This window comes from Kribbella sp. NPDC002412 (genome assembly GCF_053592935.1).
Window position 1 is genome coordinate 22,136 of the sequence record NZ_JBSFBL010000049.1, and the last position, 23,161, is coordinate 45,296.

At 67.5% G+C, this 23,161-nt stretch carries 25 protein-coding genes and 1 pseudogene; 10 read left to right on the forward strand and 16 right to left on the reverse strand.

What is annotated here, in order from left to right; all coding sequences use genetic code 11:
• Positions 1–51: 51 nt before the first annotated feature.
• On the forward strand, positions 52–414 hold the full coding sequence (locus tag ACWCOV_RS31695; RefSeq protein WP_449833008.1) for an ArsR/SmtB family transcription factor: 363 nt from the start codon (positions 52–54) through the stop codon (positions 412–414).
• A gap of 8 nt (positions 415–422) precedes the next feature.
• Positions 423–1,466 carry an ArsO family NAD(P)H-dependent flavin-containing monooxygenase gene (locus tag ACWCOV_RS31700; protein ID WP_449833009.1) on the forward strand — a complete coding sequence of 348 codons (1,044 nt, stop codon included), beginning with the start codon at positions 423–425 and terminating at the stop codon, positions 1,464–1,466.
• Here ACWCOV_RS31700 and ACWCOV_RS31705 read toward each other — a convergent pair whose 3' ends face one another.
• From ACWCOV_RS31705 to ACWCOV_RS31745, 9 genes are all read right to left on the reverse strand, one after another.
• Positions 1,467–2,450 carry a metalloregulator ArsR/SmtB family transcription factor gene (locus ACWCOV_RS31705; protein ID WP_449833010.1) on the reverse strand — a complete coding sequence of 328 codons (984 nt, stop codon included), beginning with the start codon at positions 2,448–2,450 and terminating at the stop codon, positions 1,467–1,469.
• A gap of 39 nt (positions 2,451–2,489) precedes the next feature.
• Positions 2,490–2,891 carry an arsenate reductase ArsC gene (locus ACWCOV_RS31710; RefSeq protein WP_449833011.1) on the reverse strand — a complete coding sequence of 134 codons (402 nt, stop codon included), beginning with the start codon at positions 2,889–2,891 and terminating at the stop codon, positions 2,490–2,492.
• Positions 2,888–3,625: an aquaporin gene (locus ACWCOV_RS31715; protein ID WP_449833012.1), complete on the reverse strand. Its 738-nt coding sequence runs from the start codon at positions 3,623–3,625 to the stop codon at positions 2,888–2,890. The genes ACWCOV_RS31710 and ACWCOV_RS31715 overlap by 4 nt, the downstream gene beginning before the upstream one ends.
• Positions 3,622–4,290 (reverse strand): arsenate reductase ArsC, encoded by a 669-nt coding sequence (locus ACWCOV_RS31720; RefSeq protein ID WP_449833013.1) that lies wholly within the window; start codon positions 4,288–4,290, stop codon positions 3,622–3,624. The genes ACWCOV_RS31715 and ACWCOV_RS31720 overlap by 4 nt, the downstream gene beginning before the upstream one ends.
• Positions 4,287–4,985, reverse strand: coding sequence for an arsenate reductase/protein-tyrosine-phosphatase family protein (locus ACWCOV_RS31725; protein ID WP_449833014.1), 699 nt, complete (start codon positions 4,983–4,985; stop codon positions 4,287–4,289). The genes ACWCOV_RS31720 and ACWCOV_RS31725 overlap by 4 nt, the downstream gene beginning before the upstream one ends.
• A 168-nt stretch (positions 4,986–5,153) precedes the next feature.
• Positions 5,154–5,585 carry a transposase gene (locus ACWCOV_RS31730; protein ID WP_449833015.1) on the reverse strand — a complete coding sequence of 144 codons (432 nt, stop codon included), beginning with the start codon at positions 5,583–5,585 and terminating at the stop codon, positions 5,154–5,156.
• A 310-nt stretch (positions 5,586–5,895) separates the two neighbouring features.
• Positions 5,896–6,327, reverse strand: coding sequence for an Imm1 family immunity protein (locus ACWCOV_RS31735; RefSeq protein WP_449833016.1), 432 nt, complete (start codon positions 6,325–6,327; stop codon positions 5,896–5,898).
• Positions 6,324–7,079 carry a DddA-like double-stranded DNA deaminase toxin gene (locus ACWCOV_RS31740; RefSeq protein ID WP_449833017.1) on the reverse strand — a complete coding sequence of 252 codons (756 nt, stop codon included), beginning with the start codon at positions 7,077–7,079 and terminating at the stop codon, positions 6,324–6,326. The genes ACWCOV_RS31735 and ACWCOV_RS31740 overlap by 4 nt, the downstream gene beginning before the upstream one ends.
• 11 nt (positions 7,080–7,090) lie before the next feature.
• A complete protein-coding gene (locus ACWCOV_RS31745; RefSeq protein ID WP_449833018.1) occupies positions 7,091–7,327 on the reverse strand; it encodes a hypothetical protein in 237 nt (78 codons plus the stop codon).
• A gap of 917 nt (positions 7,328–8,244) precedes the next feature.
• Here ACWCOV_RS31745 and ACWCOV_RS31750 point away from each other — a divergent pair.
• The 4 genes and pseudogenes from ACWCOV_RS31750 to ACWCOV_RS31765 form a co-directional block, all read left to right on the forward strand.
• The gene (locus tag ACWCOV_RS31750) at positions 8,245–9,465 is read left to right on the forward strand and encodes a helix-turn-helix domain-containing protein (protein ID WP_449833019.1); all 1,221 of its coding nucleotides are present in this window, start codon (positions 8,245–8,247) and stop codon (positions 9,463–9,465) included.
• On the forward strand, positions 9,462–9,995 hold the full coding sequence (locus tag ACWCOV_RS31755; RefSeq protein ID WP_449833020.1) for a flavoprotein: 534 nt from the start codon (positions 9,462–9,464) through the stop codon (positions 9,993–9,995). Before ACWCOV_RS31750 ends, ACWCOV_RS31755 begins: the two co-directional genes overlap by 4 nt.
• Before the next feature lie 329 nt (positions 9,996–10,324).
• Positions 10,325–10,723, forward strand: coding sequence for a tyrosine-type recombinase/integrase (locus ACWCOV_RS31760; RefSeq protein ID WP_449833047.1), 399 nt, complete (start codon positions 10,325–10,327; stop codon positions 10,721–10,723).
• A 57-nt stretch (positions 10,724–10,780) separates the two neighbouring features.
• Positions 10,781–11,302 (forward strand): annotated as a pseudogene (locus tag ACWCOV_RS31765) (tyrosine-type recombinase/integrase); the annotation flags it as partial.
• 195 nt (positions 11,303–11,497) lie between these two features.
• Here ACWCOV_RS31765 and ACWCOV_RS31770 read toward each other — a convergent pair.
• The gene (locus ACWCOV_RS31770; protein WP_449833021.1) at positions 11,498–12,805 is read right to left on the reverse strand and encodes an acyl-CoA dehydrogenase family protein; all 1,308 of its coding nucleotides are present in this window, start codon (positions 12,803–12,805) and stop codon (positions 11,498–11,500) included.
• 85 nt (positions 12,806–12,890) lie between these two features.
• Here ACWCOV_RS31770 and ACWCOV_RS31775 point away from each other — a divergent pair, with 85 nt between their 5' ends.
• The 4 genes from ACWCOV_RS31775 to ACWCOV_RS31790 are packed head-to-tail and all read left to right on the forward strand — an operon-like array spanning position 12,891 to position 17,113.
• A complete protein-coding gene (locus ACWCOV_RS31775; protein WP_449833022.1) occupies positions 12,891–13,616 on the forward strand; it encodes a TetR/AcrR family transcriptional regulator in 726 nt (241 codons plus the stop codon).
• Positions 13,613–14,890 carry an acetyl-CoA C-acetyltransferase gene (locus ACWCOV_RS31780; protein WP_449833023.1) on the forward strand — a complete coding sequence of 426 codons (1,278 nt, stop codon included), beginning with the start codon at positions 13,613–13,615 and terminating at the stop codon, positions 14,888–14,890. The genes ACWCOV_RS31775 and ACWCOV_RS31780 overlap by 4 nt, the downstream gene beginning before the upstream one ends.
• Positions 14,891–14,907: 17 nt before the next feature.
• Complete coding sequence (locus ACWCOV_RS31785; RefSeq protein WP_449833024.1) at positions 14,908–16,254, forward strand: 3-oxoacyl-ACP reductase; 1,347 nt, start codon at positions 14,908–14,910, stop codon at positions 16,252–16,254.
• A 1-nt stretch (position 16,255) separates the two neighbouring features.
• Positions 16,256–17,113: a MaoC family dehydratase gene (locus ACWCOV_RS31790; RefSeq protein WP_449833025.1), complete on the forward strand. Its 858-nt coding sequence runs from the start codon at positions 16,256–16,258 to the stop codon at positions 17,111–17,113.
• 137 nt (positions 17,114–17,250) lie between these two features.
• Here the strand turns inward: ACWCOV_RS31790 and thrS are convergent, their stop codons facing one another.
• From thrS to ACWCOV_RS31820, 6 genes are all read right to left on the reverse strand, one after another.
• Positions 17,251–18,510 (reverse strand): threonine--tRNA ligase, encoded by a 1,260-nt coding sequence (gene thrS / locus ACWCOV_RS31795; protein WP_449833026.1) that lies wholly within the window; start codon positions 18,508–18,510, stop codon positions 17,251–17,253.
• A 154-nt stretch (positions 18,511–18,664) separates the two neighbouring features.
• The gene (locus tag ACWCOV_RS31800; protein ID WP_449833027.1) at positions 18,665–19,429 is read right to left on the reverse strand and encodes an amino acid ABC transporter ATP-binding protein; all 765 of its coding nucleotides are present in this window, start codon (positions 19,427–19,429) and stop codon (positions 18,665–18,667) included.
• Positions 19,426–20,349, reverse strand: a complete 924-nt coding sequence (locus ACWCOV_RS31805) for an amino acid ABC transporter permease (RefSeq protein ID WP_449833028.1) — start codon at positions 20,347–20,349, stop codon at positions 19,426–19,428. The genes ACWCOV_RS31800 and ACWCOV_RS31805 overlap by 4 nt, the downstream gene beginning before the upstream one ends.
• 5 nt (positions 20,350–20,354) lie before the next feature.
• Entirely contained in the window at positions 20,355–21,284 is a 930-nt protein-coding gene (locus ACWCOV_RS31810; protein ID WP_449833029.1) for an ABC transporter substrate-binding protein, read from the reverse strand.
• Between the two features lie 16 nt (positions 21,285–21,300).
• A complete protein-coding gene (locus tag ACWCOV_RS31815) occupies positions 21,301–22,125 on the reverse strand; it encodes a deaminated glutathione amidase (protein ID WP_449833030.1) in 825 nt (274 codons plus the stop codon).
• The gene (locus ACWCOV_RS31820; protein WP_449833031.1) at positions 22,122–23,069 is read right to left on the reverse strand and encodes a hypothetical protein; all 948 of its coding nucleotides are present in this window, start codon (positions 23,067–23,069) and stop codon (positions 22,122–22,124) included. The genes ACWCOV_RS31815 and ACWCOV_RS31820 overlap by 4 nt, the downstream gene beginning before the upstream one ends.
• Positions 23,070–23,161 lie beyond the last annotated feature (92 nt).

A 23,161-nucleotide genomic window follows, 5' to 3' on the forward strand; every position in this document is an offset into this window, starting at 1 on the left:
ATCAATGGCAACCACCTTGCCTCCTGATTAGACATGAGTCAAGATAGACACATGTCAAAACAGCAGCTCTCCCTCGGGCCTGTCGGCAGCGGTTGCTGCGTCCCGATCGTGGACGCGGCCCTGGAGCCTGCCGCGGCGGCCGAGGGCGCCGCGGTCTTCAAAGCGCTCGCCGACCCGGTCCGCCTGCGGCTGATGTCGATCATCGCCTCGGCCGGCGACGAGGTCTGCGTCTGCGACATCACCCCGCAGTTCGACGTCTCCGGTCCGACGATCTCGCACCACCTGAAGGTCCTCCGCGAGGCAGGGCTGGTCGACTGCGAGCGCCGCGGCACCTGGGTCTACTACTGGCCACGCCGCGAACGCCTGACCTGGCTGTCAACGCTCCTCTCGGTCCCGGCTCCGACCACCGTCTGACGGCCGAGATGGTGCAGGTCGTCGTCATCGGCGGTGGACAAGCGGGCCTCGCGACAGGCTTCTACCTGCGGCGCTCCGGTCTCGTGCCCGGCAAGGACTTCCTCATCCTCGACGCGGCCGCGGAACCCGGCGGCGCCTGGGCCCAGATGTGGCCAACCCTGCGAACCTTCTCCCCCACCCAGTACTCATCGCTGCCCGGCTGGATGATGCCGCCCTGGACCCGCGACACCGGCTACCCGCCGGCGGCCCACGTCGTCGACTACCTGACCCGGTACGAGCAGCGCTACGACCTCGACGTACGGCGATCTGTTGCGGTGCGTTCCGTGACGCGCGGCCGTCACGGGCTACTTCAGGTGCACAGCTCGCGTGGCGAGTGGACGGCCGAGCAGGTCGTGTCGGCGACCGGAACCTGGTCACGGCCGTTCGTTCCGGCGTACCCGGGATCGTTCGCCGGCCGCCAACTGCACACCGCCGGCTACCGGCGCGCATCGGATTTCGCCGGCCAGCGGGTGTTGATCGTCGGCGGCGGCAACTCCGCCGCGCAGGTTCTCGCCGAGGTTTCGGAGGTCGCGGCGACGACCTGGGTGACGCTGCGACCGCCACGGTTTCTCCCCGACGACGTCGACGGCCGGGCCCTGTTCGAGATCGCGACGCGGCGGCACCGGGCCCGTCAGCTGGGCGAACCGGACTCCGGCGGGGTGGCCGGTCTCGGCGACATCGTGATGGTCGACAGCGTCCGCGAGGCCCGCGAACGCGGCGTACTTCATGCCCGTCGCCCCTTTGCCCGACTGGTCGATCACGGCGTCCGCTGGCACGACGGCACCGAGTCGTCCTTCGACACGATCGTTTGGTGCACCGGCTTCCGCCCCGCCCTCGGCCATCTGACAGCCCTTGGTCTGCGTGGACCCGACGGCCAGATCCCGACCGACGGCACCCAGGCTCTCAAAGAGCAGCGTCTGCACCTGATCGGCTACGGCGACTGGACCGGACCGGCGTCGGCCACGCTGATCGGCGCCGGCCGCAGAGCCCGCGACCTCGTCGCCAATCTCTGATCACACGGGTGCGAACAGCTCGGCGACCAGGTCCCGGACCTGGCGATGGATCTCGTCGCGGATCCTGCGCACCTCGGGGAGCGGCCTGCCCTCGGGATCCTCGATCGGCCAGTCGAGGTAACGCTTGCCCGGGTAGACCGGGCAGGCGTCGCCACATCCCATCGTGACAACGACATCGGCGGCCCGGACGATCTCGTCGGACAACGGCTTCGGGTACGCGCCGCCGAGGTAGACGCCGACCTCATCCATGGCGGTGACCACGTTCGCGTCGACGAGTGCCACGGGCAACGAACCGGCCGACCGCACGAGGACGCGGTCACCGGCGAGCTGGCTCAGCAGGCCGGCCGCCATCTGGGATCGTCCAGCGTTGCGGACGCAGACGAAGAGGAGCTCGGACACGTTGGTGTGCGTCCTGCCCTCTGCCTTCGCGAGTGCAGTCAGCCGCTCAGCCGCGAAGTTCGCGGTCAGGGACGGCAGAAATCTGCGGACCCGGGACCGGGCCGCCAGCAGGTCGTAGCTCTCCCCGACGTACCGCCGTACCGTCCCTGGAGAGAAGACCCCAGTGAAGCGCGTCGCCAACTGTTCCGCGATGTGCTCGAGCTGGCGATCGAGCACGGCCGAGCTGAGATCGAACCCAGACTCACGAGCAGCGCCTTGCTCGGGCACTTCCACCCCGAGCAAGGTCGCCAACTGCGCGACGGCGTGGTGTGTGGGCCGGTAGTAGCTGAACGACTGCCGCCGCTCCCGGGTCAGCAGGTCGGCGTCGCACAGCAGCCGCAGGTGATGGCTGATCGTCGTGTGCGACTGATCGAACTCGGCAGCAAGCTGCCCCATGCTCACCTCGCCTGCCGGGTGGGTCAGCACAAGGCTCATCAGACGCAGTCGAGTCGGATCCGCGACGACACTCAGCTGAGCCGCCCGTCGCTCGGCGTCCTCCCGCGACAGCGGCATGGCGACCGTCCGCGGTCCCCCCGGCTTCGACATGCGTCTATATTCACCACCGTCTATGTAGCGGTCAATGACTCAGGTGGCCTGCAGTTCACCGACGAGCTTCTCGACGCGGCTGCGGATCTCGTCGCGGACCTGGCGGACAACCTCGATCGGCTGACCGGCCGGGTCGGTGAGCTCCCAGTCCTCGTACCGCTTGCCGGGGAAGATCGGGCACGCGTCGCCGCAGCCCATCGTCACGATGACGTCGCTCTCCCGGACGGCCTCGGTCTCCAGCAGCTGCGGCACCGCGCCGGTGATGTCGATGCCGACCTCCCGCATCGCCTCGACGGCGACCGGGTTGATCTGGTCGCGCGGCGCGGAGCCGGCCGAACGAACCTCGACGGTGTCGCCCGCCAGGTGCCGCAACCAGCCCGCGGCCATCTGCGACCGGCCGGCGTTGTGGACACAGACGAACAGAACACTTGGCTTGCTCACTTGGATGCTCCACTTGATTGAGATGTTGTGACCACAGCGTCTGCGGCACGCCCCGCAGCCGGATACAGCACCGCCAGCAGTCCGACTCCGACTGCCGCGCCGACAACTTGCGCTATCACGAACCCTGGCAGCGAGCCAGGAGCGATCCCTGCAAAGGTATCGCTGAACGCCCGCCCGATCGTGACCGCGGGATTGGCGAACGATGTCGACGACGTGAACCAGTACGCCGATCCGATGTACGCGCCGACCGCGGCCGGCGCGACCGAGGCCCGGCCGGATGCCGCGAGCGCGAAGATCAGCACGATCAGGCCGGCCGTCGCGACCACCTCACCGAGCCACAGCGGCCCGGTAGCCCGTTCCGTCGTCGACCACGAGACCGCGGCTTCGCCGTACATCAGGTTCGCCAGTACGGCGCCGAAGATTGCGCCGACGATCTGCGCCGGGATGTAGGCGGCGAGGTCCTGCGCGGTCAGGCCGGTGCCGCTGCTCCGGCCGAGCCACCAGTCGACGGCCGACACCACCGGGTTGAAGTGCGCGCCGGACACCGGGCCGATCATCAGGATCAGCACGGCGAGCCCGAGTGCAGTCGCGAAGGCGTTCTCGAGGAGTTGCAGTCCGACGTCGTTCGGCGACAGCCCGGACGCCGCAATGCCGGATCCGATGACGACGGTGACCAGGAGCCCTGTTCCGATGCCCTCGGCAACTGCCCGTCGCCACAGTGGAGTCGTGTTCACCGGCCGCTCGCCACGGGTACGTCGAGTTCGTCGAGCAGGTGACGGACCCGGCGCTCGATCTCGTCGCGGATCGGCCGGATGTCGGCCACCGCGAGGCCCGCCGGGTCGTCGAGGACCCAGTCCTCGTACCGCTTGCCCGGGAAGATCGGGCACGCGTCACCGCAGCCCATGCTGATGACGACATCTGCCGCTCGGACCACCTCGTCCGTCCAAGGCTTCGGGTACTCGGTCGAGATGTCGATGCCGCGCTCAGCCATCGACTCGACCGCCGCCTGATTCACCTCGACACCTGGCTCGGAGCCACCGGACCAGCCGATGGCACGGTCGCCGACCAGGTGCTCGAAGAACCCAAGCGCCATCTGGCTCCGCCCGGCGTTGTGCACGCACAGGAACAGCACGACCGGCCGCCCATCATCGTGATGCCCCTCGACCCTGGCCAGCGCCGTCAGCCGCTGGCGAGCGAAGCGCTCGGCGAGCAGCGGCAGGAAGTTCGGAATCGTGCTTCCGGTGGCGAACTGGTCGTAGCTCGAGTGCAGGAACCGTTCGATCGTCTCCGGCCCGTAGATCCCGGCGAACTGCTCCCCAAGCCGGGACGCTGCCGTGCGCAACGCGAGGTGCTGGTCGATCGACAAATCCTCCCGGTGGTACCCACTGACTTCGGTCATGTGCCGGTCCCCTTCCTCTTGCTGTGTGCCACCAGTGGCGCCAGCCGATCGATCCGGCCGGCGAGCTCGTCGTACGCGGCCTCGAACGCCGCATCAGTGTCCGCCGGTGCCGGGTCCGGCACCGACCAGTGCACCCGCGGACGCGCCTCCGCCGGCAGATGCTCGTACGCGATGTCGCACACCGCGATCACCAAGTCGTCCGGCTTCACCACGTCGTTCACCTGAGCAGTCCGCCACCCGTCCGGATCCAGCCCACGCCGCCGAGCCACCTTCACCGCCCGCGGATGAACCCGCTCCGCCGGCCGAGTCCCCGCCGACACCGCCGGAACATGACTACGCCGCGCCCAGATCGCCGCCGCCAACTGCGACCGCGCCGAGTTCCGCGTACACACGAACACCACCCGCGGCACCTCATTCAGCGGAGGAATCCCCACCATCGACAACGCCTCAGGCACCAGCCGCACGTAAGTCCGACGATGATCACCTTCGGACCGCCCCCGCACCACGAGACCAGCCTCCTGCAGAACCTTCAGATGGTGCGCCACCAGGTTGGTCGGCATCTCCAGCAACGCCCCCAACTCCCCCGGCGCCGCATCCCCCACCGCCAACGCATCCACAATCGCCAACCGCGCCGGATCCCCAAGCGCCGCATGCACCCGAGCCCGCTCCACCAGAGATCTTCCCTCAACACTCATTGCCTCAATAATCACTGAGCCATCCCCGCCTGTCAACGAGGTCCCGCCCCAGCGCCCGAAACGACCACCCCAACACCGTCACACCGTCACAGACCCGTGAATCACCTGTTGGTGCGCAGGCGCGTCAGCGCGTCGGGCTTCGCCCGACACGTTCCTGGGTGACTGGGGTTAGGCGGCCGGGCCGAGCTGGACGGTGTGTCCAAGCCTCTCGAGTTGTGCGACGAGCCGGCGGGTGTGGGCTTCGTCGGTGCGGCGAGCGAGCCAGTCCGCGCCAAGATCGCGGTAGGGCTCGTCCTTGCTGAGCATGTGGTGAGCGGCGACGAGGATGGAATGCGCGACGGCGATCTGGGCTCGTCCGGCACCGCGGCGTTTGTCGAGCCGGGCGTGCTGCGCGGCGAGATAGTTCTTGCCGTGCATCCACGCGACCGAGCCGGCGGCCTCGACCAGCATCGCGGTCAGCCACTTGTTGCCGTGCCGCTTGCCCGTCGGGGTGCGCTTGCCGGCCGACTCATAGACCCCGGGTGCGACCCCGGCCCAGGCCGCAAGCTTGGCCGCCGACCCGAACCGCGACCGCGCTCCGTGAAACTCTGTCTCAGGCACAGATGCGCTTGGTCTCGTCTCGCACCAGGTGTCGCAACTGGGGTCTCTTCGACGACTCGCAGCGCTGAGAAGGGCAGCAGTGGACGCCACGAGCCGCCGAACGTGTCCCGGCAGTACTTCATCCGAGCAGGATTCGGAGCCCACCGGCCGCGCTTTCGACCAAGTTCACTCAGCGTCGCGGCATCATCTGGGAGCTCCTCGTGAGCGAACCGACTGATTTCGGTGATCGAGACATGCAGTTGGGAGCCTCCTTCGCGCGCTGGGCCTGCCGGAATCCGGCACAGCCGCGGTCCAAGAATCACGTAGATCGCTACAGGTTCGGTGGCCATTCGGACCATGTCGGGGAGGTCGGGCGTTCGCCTCCTGAGGCGATGAACTCCTGTACGGCTGTACGGATCTCGTCGACCGTTACCTCGGAGTCTTGGGGGTACTGCTCCTCGTGGCCCATGTAGAAGTAGAGGACCTCGTCGAGGGCGGATTCTTGGCCGGCGGCGTACCAGGCGTTGTTGCCGGACATGTAGCGGATGGCCCCTACTTTGCGCTCGCCGTCGATCGCGATGCGGAGCTCGTGATCCGGGAGGCCCTGGGAGGTGGGCGGACGTTCGTTGATGTAGATGCCGGCGATTGTGTTGTCGCCTTCGTCGTTGATCAGGTCAAGGAGCAGCGTCTCGACGTCCTGCGGTTCGGTGATCTGGACTGGACTCTTGGCGCGCTTGTTGTTGGCGCGTGCGGTGTAGGTCATCGGTCGCTCCCGTCGTCTGATTGGGGGTAGGTGCGTTTGAAGTTGTCGGGTCCGTAGATCGTCAGCTTCGAGTCGGGCGGGAGGAACCTCTTCAGCAGGTTCTCGCAGGAGAACTCTTCGTCGTCGCACGGGATGTTGTTCAAGACCAGGCGTGCGTTCGTCAGGCCACGTTCGCGCATGAACATCGCGAACTTTATCTCGACGTGCGATGTGGTCCACAGACGGCCGAGACCCAACTCAACGGCTAGGTCGTCGGCCTGCTTGCGGTACCCGTCGAAGCCGCTGACCCACTCATGACGCTCGCCTGCATCGTCGACCCAGATGCCTCGAGTTTTGTCCTTCGGCTTCCGCTTCGGCAGATCACGCATGACGCGGCTGGCGGTTGGGTCGAAGGGATCCACAGAGTCGGGCTCCGACCTTGGCCGGTCCGGATCACGCTGCCAAGTTGGGTCGGGTTTCGGAGCTCCCTTGGTGGGGACAGCCCGCTCGCCGCTCACCATCTGTTGAGCCCAAGCTGTCGCCCTTGGTGGTACCTGCCCGGCGTAGTGAGCAGCTTCCTCGCATGCCGTGGCAGCGGCGTCGAGCTGCACCGCGGCGTACCGAGCGGCAGGGTTTGCCGACTGCATCGCACCGACTGCTGCCGCCTGGTCGCGAAGCTGGCGCGCCAAGCTGAGCAGGTAGCTCACCATGTTTGGGATGCGCTCGATGGAGTTCAGCAGTTCCTGCGCGATGCGTTGCAGCTCGGACGGCATACCGCGGCGCGCTAGATCTGGTTGGCGTAGCTCGCGCAGCCCCTGGCCGCGATCTGCAGCGCCTCGACTGCCTGGCCGACGGCGCGACTGGCGGCGTCCAACAACTCGCTGATGTCTCGGTCAGCGCTCGTCGCGGAGCCCGCGATGAGCGCTTGGACCTGCGCACTGCTCTGGGTGTAGGAGTGCTGGAATCCGGCGAGTCCGCACGCCGCGCGGTTGGCGTCCATCGAGACCTGATGAAGTTGCATCTTCAGTTGCTGCACGGCGGACATACGGCTGCCTATCCGTAGATGTGGCGTCGTGCCACAGTGGTCATCAAGGAGTCGCCAGCCGAAGCTGAGCGCCGGCTGGAACGGCGGAACGGACGCGGAGTCGCAGGGGACGAAGAGAAATCTCGCCACACTCGGCACATCCGCCCCGCCGGCTCAGAGTGCGCGAGCCTGCGCAGTCTTCCCAGAGCGCTTGACGCCAGGTCCGAGTGCGGCGAAGACGCTGCAGCTCTACTCGCACGGATAAGGCATCCATCGCTCATTGCTGAGCAGTCAGAGTCGTCACCCCATGTCTCTCGAAATCAGCTCGAACCTCAACTGGATTGCCGAGGCCCGCGAAGTGCAGCAGACTCGGAACAATCAGGATTGACTCGGCAGCAGCAACGACCCGTTCGTACGAGCTCCGACGTCACCGGACCTGAGCCTTCCTCCCGGCGCTCCGTGCCTACCTGTCCCTAAGCTCACGAGAAATGGATCGGACGATTGGGACGTAGGCGCTCACAGCGAGCACCTACATGATCAACATCGAAATACTCATCGCGCAGGATCATTCGTAACCCGGCACGACGAGTAGCGACGCTGCATAGCCACCTCAAACGCGGACGTTCCCGCAGCCTCGTTCTCGTACCTGATGATCACGTGCGGCCCCCACCAGACCCGGACGAGACTTGTCCCATCCGCGGTCGGCCTGATGGTCCCGACAGCGCCGGCAACGCCTACGTCACTTGTAGTGCTCACGGGTCATCTCCTCTCGAGTCACCATGGCCTTGCCGAGCCTGGCCGGGCCTCATGTGGCGAATCTACGAGCAGGCGCGAGACACTGGCTGTACAAAATGTGTGACTCAGGGCTAGCTATTCTGTGGGCGACCAGCAGGAGGGAGTGCGAGCGGGCATGGATGACCAGGCGCAGGCGATCGGGCAACCGGGTGCGGTACTGGCGTCGGCGTCGCGGCCTCGACCGCCAGCGCTTCGCCGACATGGTGGGGCGGTCCATGTCATGGCTGGACAAGGTCGAGAAGGGCGAGCGAAGCCTCCTGCGGTTGCCGATGCTCGAGCGCGTCGCTGACGCCCTCGGAGTGGCCCCTGAGATACTGACGGACGGTCCAGCGGCACACCGCGCAGCCGACTGCGTGGACGCCGTCGAAGTGCAGGCGATTCGATCTGCTCTCGGCCGCTATCCTGCCCTCTCTGCGAAGCTGTCGAGCGCAACCCCGGCAACCCACGCGCAAGTCGTGCGGCAGCTGGACTACCTGGGCCAAGCCTGGTTGTCCTCGAACTTCACGGCAGTTGCTCAGCATCTTCCAAAGTTGATTGAAGATGCCCAGATCGCGGTTGAGATCGCGTCCACCGGGCCTGAACATCTGGCCGCACGACGTTCCCTGGTCATGACGTACAGGCTCGCTTCATCGATGCTGCTCAAGTTCGACGCGAACCACATTGCCTGGCTCGCGGCCGACCGAGCCATGCAAACAGCGCTGCCAACCGATGACACCGTGGCCTTGGCTCGTGCCACTCGGAGTGTTGCGCGAGCAATGACCAGCGCGGGCCAGGAATCCGACGCGATCGCGGCGCTGGCGAATATGGCAGACCGGATGCGCCCGAACCTGCAACAGTCCGACGGGGAGTTGCTGCCCTTGTTCGGCATGCTGTTCCTGGCGGCTTCCATAGCAGCCGCGAAGATTGATGATCATGCAGTCGCGCTGATGATGCACGATGAGGCCGATGCCGTCGTCGCACGCTTGAGCGACGAGCATCGGACGCATTACACCGTCTTCGGTCCAGCAAATGTCGCCGCTCATCGAGTGGCAGCCTTGACGCGCCTTCGCGAGGGCGGCCGGGCGCTCGAGTACGTCGCGAATATCGACCCCACGATCATGGTCGCCCTGCCCACCGAGCGTCGGGCGAACTATCTGCTTGACCTAAGCACTTCCTACACCTACACCGGAAGGTACGAAGAGGCGGTGCGGTCTTTGACCGAGGCAGAACGACTTGCACCGCAAGAGGTGCGATGCCGACCACTGGCACATGGTCTGCTTCGAGCCCTCCTGACCAGCACCAACGGATCGCTCAGTCGGACAGTTCACAACATGGCGACGCGGGCAGGTCTCACGGGATGACAGCAAGTCGCGTACTGCATCTGTTCATCTGTGGCGCCGGGCCGGCCAAGCGAGTTCAAGACCTGCTCGACCTCGCCCATGGTGATGGATGGGACGTCTACTGCGTCGCAACCGATAGCGCTGTAGAGCACTTCATCGATACGGATTCGCTGGCAAGGATCACGCAGCATCCTGTCCGCACGACGTACCGCACAGCTGGCAATACGCCCACACCACAGCCCGATGCTGTAATCGTTGCTCCCGCCACCTACAACACCATTAACAAATGGGCGGCGGGGATCGCAGACAACTACGTTCTCACGCAATTAGCGGAGCTCACTGGGCTCGGAGTGCGGATCGTCGTACTTCCGTTTGTCAATCAGGCGCTGGCCCGAAACCACGCATTCTCTCAAAGCGTTGAAACACTGCGCAACGCAGGTGTCCGCATCCTCTTCGGTCCGGGCGAGTTCGAGCCGCACCCGCCGCGTACCGGTGATACCGCGATGGCGAGCTACCCCTGGAAGCTCGCCATCGAGGCCGTGCGCGACTGAGTCATCCGCAGGCACGGATGGCAGCGACACACCGCCGGGCTATTGACCGTACTCGCCCTTAACGGGGTCGCCGTACGCCGCGTTGATCTCCGGAACTCCTGTGCTCGCACGTTGAGCTGCCGCACATCAACGACAGCTGGAGGTGCGGCGGGATGGCGTACGTGAAGGATCAGTGGACTCGGCCGGTTAAGCAGGCGGATGGGACGACCGCGCACGTGCGGAATGAGAGGTGGGGACACGGCAAGCGGTGGCTGGCTGGATGGGTTGATCCAACTGGCGTGAGCGGACGAAGGCGTTCAGTACGAAGGGGCCTGCTGAGCGGCATGCGAATGCTATGGAGACGGATCGGGAGCGTGGGGAGTACATCGATCCGGAGGCTGGGAAGGTTCGGTCTGAGGAGGTGCGGGCGGTGGTTGGCGTCGCGGGTGGTGGATCCGGCTAGTGCGATCAAGTACGAGTCGGCGCTTCGGCTGCATGTGGGGCCGGTGTTTGGGCGGCGGCAGTTGAGGACGATCAAGCCGTCGGAGATTGCGGCTTGGGTTGCTGATTTGGATGCGCGGTTCGGGTCGTCGACTGCGCGCGTACGGCGTTTCTGGTGTTGCACGGGACGCTGGATCTGGCGGTGGATGATGAGACGATCAAGAAGAATCCGGCGAAGGCACGTGCGGTCACGGTGCCGTCGCCGAAGGGCGGGAAGGTCGTTGCCTGGAGCGATGACGTCGTACTGAAGATCGTTGAGGGGCACCCGTCGGAGTATCGGCCGGTCGCGTCCGTGGGGGCTGCGTGTGGGTTGCGGCAGGGGGGAGCTGTTCGGGCAGGCGGAGGAGGACATCGACTTCGAGGAGATGGTCATCCACGTGCGGCGGCAGGTGAAGAAGCTCGGGCGGGAGTTCGTGTTCGCGTTGCCGAAGAACGACAGCGAGCGGACCGTGCCGATGTCGGACGGCACGGCACTGATTCTGAAGGAGCACATCGAGGCTCATGCGCCACGTCCGTACACGTTGCCTCGGGAGAAGACTGACGGGGAGCCGCGGACGGTCAAGCTCACGTTCCGGTGGACGGATGACAAACACGTCCGAGCTCGGACATACGACGAGTTGGTTTGGAAGCCGGCGCTGTTCCATGCGGGGGTGATCGCTGCACCGAAGACGGACCGGCGCGGGCGGCGGCAGTATGTGTCCAGCCGGGAGAACGGGATGCACGCGTTGCGGCACTACTACGCGAGCATCACTCTGGCCGAAGGCGTGAACATCAAGGAGCTGGCGGAGTACCTCGGGCACGGCGATCCCGGGTTCACACGCAGGCTGTACACCCACATGCTGCCGTCATCGCATGAGCGGGCGCGTAAGGCTGTGGACTCCAGGCTGGCCCAACTCTTCTCTCTGAAATCCCACGTAGCAGTCCGGAGCAGGCCGCCGTCCGCTCCCCCACTACCCCCTGGGAGCCGGACGACGGCCTGTACCCGGACCAACCTGAAATCGGCCTCCGACCTGCGGAAACACCTACCGGATGCGCATGCCGGAGATCGCGCGGGCAATCACCAATCTCTGGATCTCCGAGGTGCCTTCGAAGATGGTGTAGATCTTGGCGTCTCGGTGCATGCGTTCTACTGGGTATTCGCGGGTGTAGCCGTTGCCGCCGAGGATTTGGATGGCTTCTTCGGTGACGCGGACCGCGACCTCGCCGGCCTTCAGCTTGGCCATGGAGCCTTCGCCGTGGCGGTAGTCGGGGGTTTCGCCGCGCATGAGGGCCGCGGACATGTTGGCGGCGCGCCAGACGAGGAGGCGGGCGGCGTCGATTTCCATGGCCATGTCGGCGAGTTTGAAGGCGATGCCCTGGTTGTCGATGATCGGGCGGCCGAACTGTTCGCGGCTCTTGGCGTAGTCGAGGGCGACCTCGTAGGCGGCGCGGGCGATGCCGATGGCCTGGGCGCCGACGATGTGGCGGGTCATCTCGAAGGTGGCCATCGAGGCGTTGCGGCCGCCGGAGGAAGCCTCACGCGCGCGGGCGAGTCGTTCGTCGAGCTTGTCCTTGCCGCCGAGCACATTGCCCGCCGGGATCCGGACGTTGTCGAAGAAGACGTCCGCGGTGTGCGACGCCCGCAGGCCGTGCTTCCGCAGTTTGGTCCCCTGCTCCAGGCCGCGCACCTCGGACTTGGGTACGACGAAAGCCGCCTGCCCCTTGGTCCCGAGCGCCGGATCGACCGTCGCGACCACCACGTGGATGTCCGCGATCCCGCCGTTCGTCGCCCAGGCCTTCTGACCGTTGATCACCCACTCGTCGGTCACAGCGTCGTACGTCGCCCGCGTACGGATCGCGGACACGTCCGACCCGGCCCCCGGTTCGGAGGAGCAGAACGCGGCGACCTTCACGTCGTCCGGGGTGCCGTAGCACCGCCCCATCCACTGGCTCCACTGCTCAGGTGTGCCGTTGGAGAAGATCGCGGACGACGCCAGCCCGGTGCCCTTCAGCGACATCGCGATCCCGGCGTCACCCCAGAACAGCTCCTCGTGGACCAGCGGCATCAGCAGCCCGGACGGGTCCACAAACAGGTTCACGTTCGCGTCCAGGCCGTACAGCCCGATCTTGGCGGCCTCCTGGATGACCGGCCACGGGGTCTCCTCGCGCTCGTCCCACTCCGAGGCGGCCGGGCGGATCACGTCGGCGGCGAAGGTGTGGGCCCAGTCGCGGATCTCCTTCTGCTCCTCGTTCAGGGCCAGCGAGAAGGTGCTCCAGCCCGGCTTCGAGCGCTCGGCGCCGAGCTCACCGGCAAGCGTCATCACGTGCGCGGACACAACAGGGTCGCTCATCGAACAATCCTCACAAGGTCAAATGTTACCCACGAGTGTAACTGTCGTTTGCACCAAGGGGTACCACTGTGGCTAAGATCGATCCATGAGCTCCGCGCTGCTCGCGATCGGACGCCGCCGGACGACGGCGGAGCGTCGCCGCGACCGGGAGCGGGACATCATCCGGGCCACCCGCGAGCTGTTCGACGAGCGCGGCACGATCGACGCCCAGATCGACGATATCGCCAAACGGGTCGGCATCAACAAGGCGTTGATCTATCGGCACTTCGCCGGCAAGGAAGAGCTGTTCGCGCTCACCCTGGTGGACTACCTCGGCGAGCTGGACGAGCGCCTCGAGACGGTGGACAGCTCGCGGAAGGCTCCACTCAACCGGCTCCGCGCGCTCAGCGAGGTCTTCGTCGACTTCTGCCTCGAGTACCCGGCGTTCACCGACTGCGCGATGAGCCTGCTGCGACGAACAGGCGACCAGCTCTTCGGCGAGATCACCGAGCCGGTGATGACCAAACTGGGTACGGCGATGGCCGCGGCGCTGGCGCGGATCGCCGCCATCCTGAAGGCCGGGCAACGCTCCGGGGTCTTCGACGGGGTCGACACCGACTACCTGGCCAACCACCTCTACACCCAGACGCTCGGATCGTTGCACATGGCAAGGGTCGGCCTGATCGTGTCGAGCGGGCAGCCGGGCCATCCGGTGGTGCATCATGCCGATGTCGCCACCGTCCGGGCGACCGCGATCACCGCCACGCTCGCAACCGCAGTAGGTCGTAAGGCACTACCCAAGCGCTCCAGCAGAGCAGGAGAGAAATCGTGACCGAGACCCGCAAGGTGGCCGTCGTCGCCGGGAACAGGATCCCGTTCGCCCGGCAGGACAAGACGTACCGGCACGCCTCCAACTCCGACATGCTCACCGCGGCGGTCAACGGCCTGGTCGACCGGGCCGGCCTGGGCGGGCAGGAGCTCGGTGAGGTGGTCGCCGGCGCCGTGCTGAAGCACGCCCGGGACTGGAACATGGTCCGCGAGGTCGTCCTCGGCTCCAAGCTGGCGCCGACCACCCCGGCGTACGACATCCAGCAGGCCTGCGGGACCGGGCTGGAGGCCGCGATCCTGGTCGGTAACAAGATCGCGCTCGGCCAGATCGAGGCGGGGATCGCGGGTGGCGTGGACACCGCGTCCGACGCGCCGATCGCGGTCAACGACCGGCTCCGCAACGTCCTGCTCGACCTGAACCGGGCCAAGACCTTCCAGGACCGCCTCAAGGTGCTCGCGCGGGTCCGCCCGAAGGACGTCGTACCGGAGATCCCGCGCAACGCCGAGCCGCGGACGCGGAAGTCGATGGGTGACCACGCGGCGCTGACCGCGCTGGAGTGGGGCATCACCCGGGAGGCGCAGGACGAGCTCGCCTACCGCTCCCACGTCAACCTCGCCGCCAGCTACGACCGCGGCTTCCAGCAGGACCTGATCACGCCGTACCTGGGCCTCGAGAAGGACCAGAACCTCCGGCCGGACACCACGCTGGAGAAGCTGGCCAAGCTCAAGACCGTGTACGGCAACGGCGAGACGGCGACCATGACGGCCGGCAACTCGACCCCGCTGACCGACGGTGCGTCCGCCGTACTGCTGGCCACCGACGAATGGGCGGAGCAGCACGGGTTGCGCCCGCTCGCCTACCTGACGCACTCGCAGACGGCCGCGGTCGACTACGTGAAGGGCGCCGAGGGCCTGCTGATGGCTCCTGCGTACGCCGTACCGCGCATGCTGGCACGCGCCGGTCTGACGCTGCAGGACTTCGACTACTACGAGATCCACGAGGCGTTCGCCTCCCAGGTGCTGGCCACCCTGAAGGCGTGGGATGATCCGATCTTCTGCAAGGAGCGCCTCGGCCTGGACGCGCCGCTGGGCGAGATCGACCGCGACAAGCTGAACGTGAACGGCGGCTCACTCGCCGCCGGCCATCCATTCGCAGCGACCGGCGGGCGGATCGTCGCCGCGCTGGCCAAGCAACTGGACGAGAACGGCGGCGGCCGGGGCCTGATCTCGATCTGCGCCGCCGGCGGCCAGGGTGTCGTCGCCATCCTCGAGAAGTGAAGTGGGAGAGCTGACAGATGACGGACCGCTACCAGACCTTCACCCGGACGCCGCTCGGCCAGACCCTGGTGAAGAACCTGGGTCTGCCCGACCCGACTCCCCTGCCCCGCTGGATCGAGGGCTCGCCGGTGGTCGACGGGCCGGTGGTGTTCGGCGCGATCGCCGAGACCGACACCGGCAAGGCGATCCAGGCCCTGCTCCGGGACATCGGCGCCTCCTTCAGTACGGCGACCGAGGGCATCGCATCGAGTGAGATCAGGCCGAGGGCGCTGGTCTTCGACGCGACCGGCGCGACCTCGACCACCGAGCTGACCAGCCTGCAGCGCTTCTTCTCCCCCGTCATCCGCCAACTGGCTCCGGCCGGCCGGGTGATCGTGGTCGGCCGGACGCCGGAGCTCGCGCAGTCGCCGGAGCAGCAGATCGCCCAGCGCGCTCTCGAGGGCTTCACCCGCAGCCTCGGCAAGGAGGTGAAGCGCGGCGCGACGGTCAACCTCGTGTATGTCGCTCCGGACGCCCATGAGCAGCTGGACTCGACGCTCCGCTTCTTCCTCTCCCCCAAGTCGGCGTACGTCGACGGACAGGTAGCGCGGATCGGGACCGGCCCGCTGGTCAGCAACGACCCCGACCGCCCGCTGAGCGGCAGGATCGCGTTGGTGACCGGCGCGGCCCGCGGGATCGGCGCGGCGATCGCCGACACGCTGGCCCGGGACGGCGCGACCGTGATCGGCGTCGACGTACCGCAGAACGCGGACGCCCTGCGCAAGGTGATCTCCCGGATCGGCGGCAGCGAGCTGCTGCTCGACGTGACCGCGGTCGACGCCGCGCAGCGCATCGCCGCGCACGCCCAGGAGCAGTACGGCGGCCTCGACATCGTCGTCCACAACGCCGGCATCACCCGCGACAAGCGGCTGGCGAACATGCGCACCGACGCGTGGGACGCCGTACTCGACGTCAACCTGCGGGCGCCGGAGCGGATCACCCGCCACCTCGTCGACTCGGCGACCCTGCGCGACGGCGGCTCGATCATCGGGGTCGCGAGTATCGCCGGGATCGCCGGCAACAACGGCCAGACGAACTACGCCACCTCGAAGGCGGGCGTGATCGGTCTCGTCCAGGCGCTCGCGCCGAAGCTGGCGGAGCGGCAGATCCGGATCAACGCGGTCGCCCCCGGTTTCATCGAGACCGAGATGACCGCGAAGGTCCCGTTCACGATCCGCGAGGTCGGCCGCCGGATCAACTCGCTGCAGCAGGGCGGGCTGCCGATCGACGTGGCCGAGACGATCGCCTGGTTCGCCGACCCAGCCTCGGCCGGCGTGACCGGCAACGTGGTCCGGGTCTGCGGCCAGAGCATGCTGGGTGCGTGACATGCCGACCCGCAAGTACGACGACACGCCCGGCTTCGGCGCGCTCTACGCAAGGACGGTGCGGGCCACGCTGCGGCGGGCGGACTACGAGCCGGACGCCGATGGCCTCACGCTCGAGCTGCCCCGGTCCGCGATCGACCAGGACCACCTGACGGCGTACCGGGACGTCACCGGCTTCACCGCCGGCCCGGCGCTGCCGGTGACGTACCCGCACGTGCTCGCGTTCCCGCTGCACCTGGACCTGATGTCCGACCCCTCGTTCCCCTACAAGCCGATGGGGATCGTGCACCTGTCGAACACGATCAGCCAGCTGCAGCCGATCCCGATCCACGCCGAGCCGTCCATCCGGGTGCACAGCACGGCGGAACGCCCGCACCCGAAGGGCACGATGTTCGACATCGTCAGCGAGGTCAGCGTCGACGGCGAGGTGGTGTGGACCGACCTGACCACGCTGCTCAGCCGCTCCACCGGGACCGAGCACGCGCACGTCGACCTGCTGCCGGACCCCGCGGTCGGCCCCACGGCCTGGTGGGACCTGCGCGGCAACCTCGGCCGCCGGTACGCCGCCGCGTCCGGCGACCGGAACCCGATCCACCTGTTCAAGCTGACCGCTCAGGCGTTCGGGTTCCCGCGCCAGATCGCGCACGGCATGTGGGCCAAGGCGGCGTCGCTCGCCTCGATCCAGCGCACCACCAAACTGCCGGACGCCTACACGGTCCGCGTCGACTTCCGCAAGCCGCTGCTGCTCCCGTCCCGGGTCGAGTTCGGCTACAAGACGTCCGGCAAGACCACCGACTTCGCCGTGTACGACGAGCGCCGCGAGCTCACCCACCTCATCGGACAGCTGCAGGAACACTGACCCGCACTTCCTCGCCTGGACCGAGGAAGTGCAGTGAGCGCCCTGATCGTGGTGCTGATCGCGGCGTGGATCCTGCGCCGGCGGTTGGCCTGAACCGCCAGGCCATCACAATCCGCCGCCCCGGCCGGCCGGCACGCTCAGTTCGGTGCAGGGGCATCGTTTGCGATGGCCTGGCGGTCCGCCAACACGTCCACCTCCGCCCGGATGCGGTCCAGCACCGCGCCCACCGGCGCCGCTTCGCGCTGCCGGCCGTTCCGCTCGCGGATCGCGAGGTCGCCGTCCGCGGCCTCGCGTGCACCGATGACGGCCTGGTACGGCGCCAGCCGGTTCTCCCGGATCCGCGCGCCCAGACTGCCCTCGTCGGCATGCGCGACCTCGACCCGCAGGCCGCGGTCCGACGCCCGCCGGGCCACCTCGACGGCCAGCTTCTCCTCGGCGTCCGAGATCGGGAGTACGACGAGTTGCACCGGCGCCAGCCAGGCCGGGAAGGCCCCGCCGTGCACCTCGATCAGCTGCGCCATCGCCCGTTCGATGCTGCCGACGATCGCCCGATGGACCATCACCGGACGATGCTTGTTGCCGTCGGCACCGACGTACTCGAGGCCGAACTGGTTCGGCATGTGGAAGTCGATCTGCACGGTCGACAGGCTGAACTCGCGGCCGGCCGAGTCCGCGAGCTGGATGTCGATCTTCGGTCCGTAGAACGCCGCATCACCAGGCGATTCCTCGTACTCCACTCCGGCGTTGTCCAACACCTCGCGCAGGAGGCCGGCGGCGCGCGCCCAGCTGGCCGGATCGCCGACGTACTTGCTCTCCTCAGAGCCGATGACTGCCTCCTCGGAAGGCAAGGCCAGGACGTAGCGCGATGCGCTGATCCCCATGTCCTGGTAGGCCTGGTTGATCAGCGCCAGCGCGTTGCCGGCCTCCTCCGCGACCTGGTCGAGCCGGCAGAAGATGTGCGCGTCGTTGAGCTGCATCGCACGGACCCGGCTCAGGCCGCCGATCGCGCCGGACAGCTCAGCGCGGTACTGCCCGCCGAGCTCGGAGATGCGCAGCGGAAGCTCGCGGTAGCTGTGGGACCGCGACCGGTACATCAGCGCGTGGTGCGGGCAGATGCTCGGCCGCAGCACGAGTTGCTCGGCGCCCATGTCCATCGGCGGGTACATGTCGTCGCTGTACTTGGCCCAGTGGCCGGAGATCTCGTACAGCTCCCGCTTGGCGAGCACGGGTGAGTAGACCCGCTGGTACCCGGCTCTTCGTTCCACCTCGGCGATGTAGCTCTCCAAGGCGTGCCGAACCGCGGCACCGGCAGGCAACCAGTAGGGCAGGCCCGCTCCGATCAGCGGGTCCGAGTCGAACAGGCCGAGCTCGCGGCCGATCTTGCGGTGGTCGTACATCGTTCGCTCCTCGCGAAGTGGGGCGAGGAGCCATCGGAGCACGAGAAAGCCCCGGGGCACTCGCCCCGGGGCTTTGTCGGACAGTCAGGTGTCAGCGCGCCGGGACGGACTCCGGCGTCGTCACTACAGCGCGCTGCAACATGCCTTCACGGTATCAGAGGAACCTGGACAGGAACGCCCGAGTTCTTTCGTGCTGTGGATTGTCGATCACCTGCTCCGGCGTCCCCTGCTCGACCACCTGCCCGTCGTCCATGAACACCACCCGGTCCGCGGCCTCGCGCGCGAAGCTGATCTCGTGCGTGACCACGACCATCGTCAGCCCGGCCGACGCGAGCTTCTTCATCGTCACCAGCACCTCGCCGACGAGCTCCGGGTCGAGCGCCGACGTCGGCTCGTCGAACAGCATCAGCTTCGGCCGCATCGCGAGCGCCCGGGCGATCGCCACCCGTTGCTGCTGCCCACCGGACAGCTGCCGCGGGTACGCCTTCTCGCGCCCGGCCAGCCCGACCTCGTCGAGCAGCTGGACGGCCCGCGCGGTCGCCTCCCGGCGGCCCTCACCCAGCACGGCGATCGGCGCCTCGATGATGTTCTCCAGCGCGGTCATGTGCGGGAACAGGTTGAACTGCTGGAACACCATCCCGATGTCCCGGCGCCGCCGCGCGATCTCGTTCGGCCGCAACTCGTGCAGCCGGCCGTTGCGTACGTCGTACCCGACGTCGCGACCGTCGACCGTGATCCGGCCGGCGTCGAGCGACTCGAGCAGGTTGACGCAACGCAGGAACGTCGACTTGCCGGAGCCCGACGGGCCGAGTACGACGACCGTCTCGCCGGATGCCACGTCGAGGTCGATCCCGGACAGCACCTCCGTGTGGCCGAAGCTCTTGCGGACGCCGCGGGCCTGCAGAACCGCCGTACTCATGCCGCACTCCCCTTCGGACGGATTCTCAGGAAGTCCCAGAAGCTGGCCGGCTGGTGCCGGGCGCCCCGGTTGTAGTGCCGTTCGATGAACGACTGGACGACGTACAGGACCGAGGTGACCGCGAGGTACCACAGGCACACCACGATCAGCATCGGGATCGTCTCGAAGGTCCGGTTGTAGATCGACTGCGCGGTGTAGAGCAGGTCGGACAGCGCGATCACGCTGACCAGCGCGGTCGCCTTCACCATGCTGATCACCTGGTTGCCGGTCGGCGGCACGATGAACCGCATCGCCTGCGGCAGGATGATCCGCTTCATGATCCGGGCGTTGGTCATGCCGAGCGCCTGGCCGGCCTCCTTCTGCCCGGCGTCGACCGAGAGCAGGCCGCCGCGGACGATCTCCGCCATGTACGCGCCCTCGTTCAGGCCGAGACCGAGGATCGCCGCCAGCAACGGCGTGATCAGGGTGTTGGTGTCGAAGCTGGCGAACACCGGCCCGAACGGGATGCCGACGTTCAGCTGCGGCAGCAGCGCGGACAGGTTGTAGAAGAAGATCAGCTGGACCAGGGTCGGGGTCCCGCGGAAGAACCAGATGTAGAGACCGGCCGCGCCGCGCAGCAGCGGGTTGGCCGAGATCCGGCACACGGCGAGCAGGACGCCGAGGACGACGCCGATCAGCATCGCGACCACGGTCAGCATCAGCGTGATGCCGAGGCCGCGGACGATCGACTCCGCCCGCAGCCAGCTCCAGACCACGTCCCAGCCGAAGTTCTCGTTGGTCACCAGCATCTTGGCCAGTTGCGCGGCGAACACCAGCACGACGAACGCCGACAACCAGCGCCACGGATGCTTGCGCCGGGCGGCGTCGCGGACGTCGAGGCCCGCGCCGGCCGGTGGGGCGTCTTGCACGGTTGTCGTCATGATGATCAGCTCTTCCCGAGGTTCAGGCCCGGCTTGGCGAGCTTGTTCTGCTCCAGGCCCCACTTGGCCATGATCGCGTCATAGGTGCCGTTGGCATGCAGTTTCTCCAGGGCCGCGAGCAGTACGCCGGCCAGCGGTGAGCCGATCGGCACCAGCGCCCCCTGGAACAGGTCCTCGAAACCGTTGCCCTTGCCGACCCCGGCCAGCTCCAGCTTGCCGCCGGACTGCGCGACGAAGTACGTCAGCGGCGCCTGGGAGGAGAAGAACGCGTCGGCCCGGTCGGACTGGACGGCGAGGATCGACGACGGCTGGTCCTTGTACGACTGGACCTCGACCGCCGGCTTCCCGGCCGCGACGCACTTGGCGGACTGCGCCTTGATCACCTTCTCCGCGGACCCGGCGGCCATCACGCCGACGCGCTTGCCGCAGGCGGTGTCGAGGTCCTCGATACCCTTCGGGTTCCCCTTGCGTACGGCGAACACGACGTACTCCTGGACGTAGTCGATGAAGGTCGCCTGCTTCTGCCGCTCGACGAAGTCACCGGTCGGCCCCATGTCCAGGTCGTACCGCTTGGCCTGCATGCCGGACAGCACGCTGGCCAGGCCGTCGACGGTGGTGTGCTCGATCTGTACGCCGAGCAGCTGGCCGACCGCCTGGGACAGGTCGGCGGTGGCCCCCTCCACCGGGGCGCCCTTGTCGGTGCCGACGATCACGTACGGCGGGAACGATCCGTTGTTGACGGCAATGATCTTGCCGGCCGTCTTGATCTTCTCCGGCAACTGGTCGTGCAGGGCCTTGTCGACCTGCTGCTGCGGGATCGCGGCGGCCGGAGCCTTGGCGTCGCTGCCGGCACCGGTCGCGACAGGGTCGGCGGTGCAGGCGGTGACGCCGAGCAGGCTGGCGGCCAGTACGGCGACGGCGGTTCTGCGTGACATGACTACTCCTACGGGGTCAGCTGCTGGGGACAGCTTCGACCGGTCGAGGGGTGGGGCTGACGGTGAAGCGCCGGTTGATCAGGACCGGCAGGCGGTGGCGGGCGTCGGTCAGACGCTGCGCGGAGACGACGGCCGAGATGGTGGCCGGCTCTTCTCCCGCCTGGGCGAGCGGGACCCCGAGCGGGTCCACGATCAGGCTCTGGCCGATGTTGCGCTGACCGCACTCGCCGCTGGCGACGACGTACACGGTGTTCTCCAGCGCGCGGGCGGTGACCAAGGTCTGCCAGTGGTGCTCCTTGAGCGGGCCCTTGACCCAGGCGGCCGGGAGCACGAGGACGTCCGCGCCCTGCAGCGTGAGCAGGCGGGCGAGCTCCGGGAAACGGACGTCGTAGCAGGTCATCAAGCCGACCTTGAATCCGTTGACGTCGACCAGCTCGGGTACGACGTCGGCCGGGGTCACGTTGTCGGACTCCAGCTGGCTGAACGCGTCGTACAGGTGGAGTTTGCGGTAGAGGCCGGTGATCTTGCCGTCCTCGAGGACGACGAGGGTGTTGTAGGGCTTCTCACTGCCGGACTTCTCGTGGATGCCGACGACGACAGTGACCTCGAGGCCCACGGTGGCCTGCCGGAGTCCTTCGACGAAGGGGCCGTCGAGGGGCTGGGCGTGCTCGCGGATGCGTTCGCGCTCCTCGATGAAGCGGGCGAGCACACCTTCGGGCAGGACCAGGAGATCGGTGCCGTCGGCATCGGCCTGCTTGATCAGGCCACGCGCGGTCTCGAGGTTCTCCTGCCAGTCGATGCTCGCGACGAACTGCGCGGCCGCGACTTTCAGCGTGCTCATGCGGTCCTCTCCAGGGGATCGATCTGGTACGGGAAGAGGTCTTCTTCCGGTACGGCGTGGGCGAGCAGCTCCTGGGCGACGAGCTGCTCCTGGAAGGCGGCGACCATGCGGCGGTCGGGCGAGACGCCGTACGGCATCCAGTCCGCGCCGAAGATGCGGGTGGTGACGCCGACCTCCTCGTTGTGCCAGGGGGTGACGTCCATCAGCTTGTTCCGGCGCCGGAAGCTGAGTTGCTTGGCCTGCTCGAACAGGTCGATGAGCTGCTGGGCGATCTCAGGCCGGAGCACCTCCTTGCGCAGGGCAAGTAGATGGATGCCGGGGATGAAGCCGTGGCGGGCGTAGTAGCTCTGCTCCTCGGCGCGAGTGTCGCGGAAGAGCGTGCGGAACGGCGAGTCCTCGTCGTGGAAGCCCGGTGGCATGAACGGAGTCATCACCGCGTCCAGTACCCCGGCGCGGAGCAGGTCGACCAGGCGGGCGCCGTCGGTGGTGTGCCGGACGTTGTTGCTGACAGCAACACCGCCGATGCGGTCGACGACCGGGTGCGCGGCAGTCAGCGGACCGACCTGCCACTCGGCGTCGTGGATGCCGATCCCGGCCTCGGCGAGGATCGCGCGGGTCCAGGTGTTGCCGCTGTCCGGCCAGCCGGTCAGGCCGATCCGGGCGCCCTTGAGATCGGCGGCGGTCTCGGCGTCGGAGTCGCGCCGGACGATGATGCAGCGGTGCCGGAAGCCGCGCATCAGGAACACCGGCAGCGCGACCACCCGGTCGTCACCGGCGGCGCGGGCCCGGACGTACCGGCTGAACGACGTCTCGCCGCCGTCGTACTCCGGCGACGACCACAGGTCGGGGGTCGCCTCCAGGCGGGTGACGACCGGACCTTGGACGTCGCCGAGGGCCAGCGGGATCACGTGGTCCCAGTGGCGAACGCCGAGCTCGAGCTTCACGCGGTGTCATTCCTTTGCTGCCGGGACGCTCTCGTGGGGTCCGGGTCGGTGTCGCGACCACACTGTCGCGAGGGGGAATGTTCGGTAGCCTA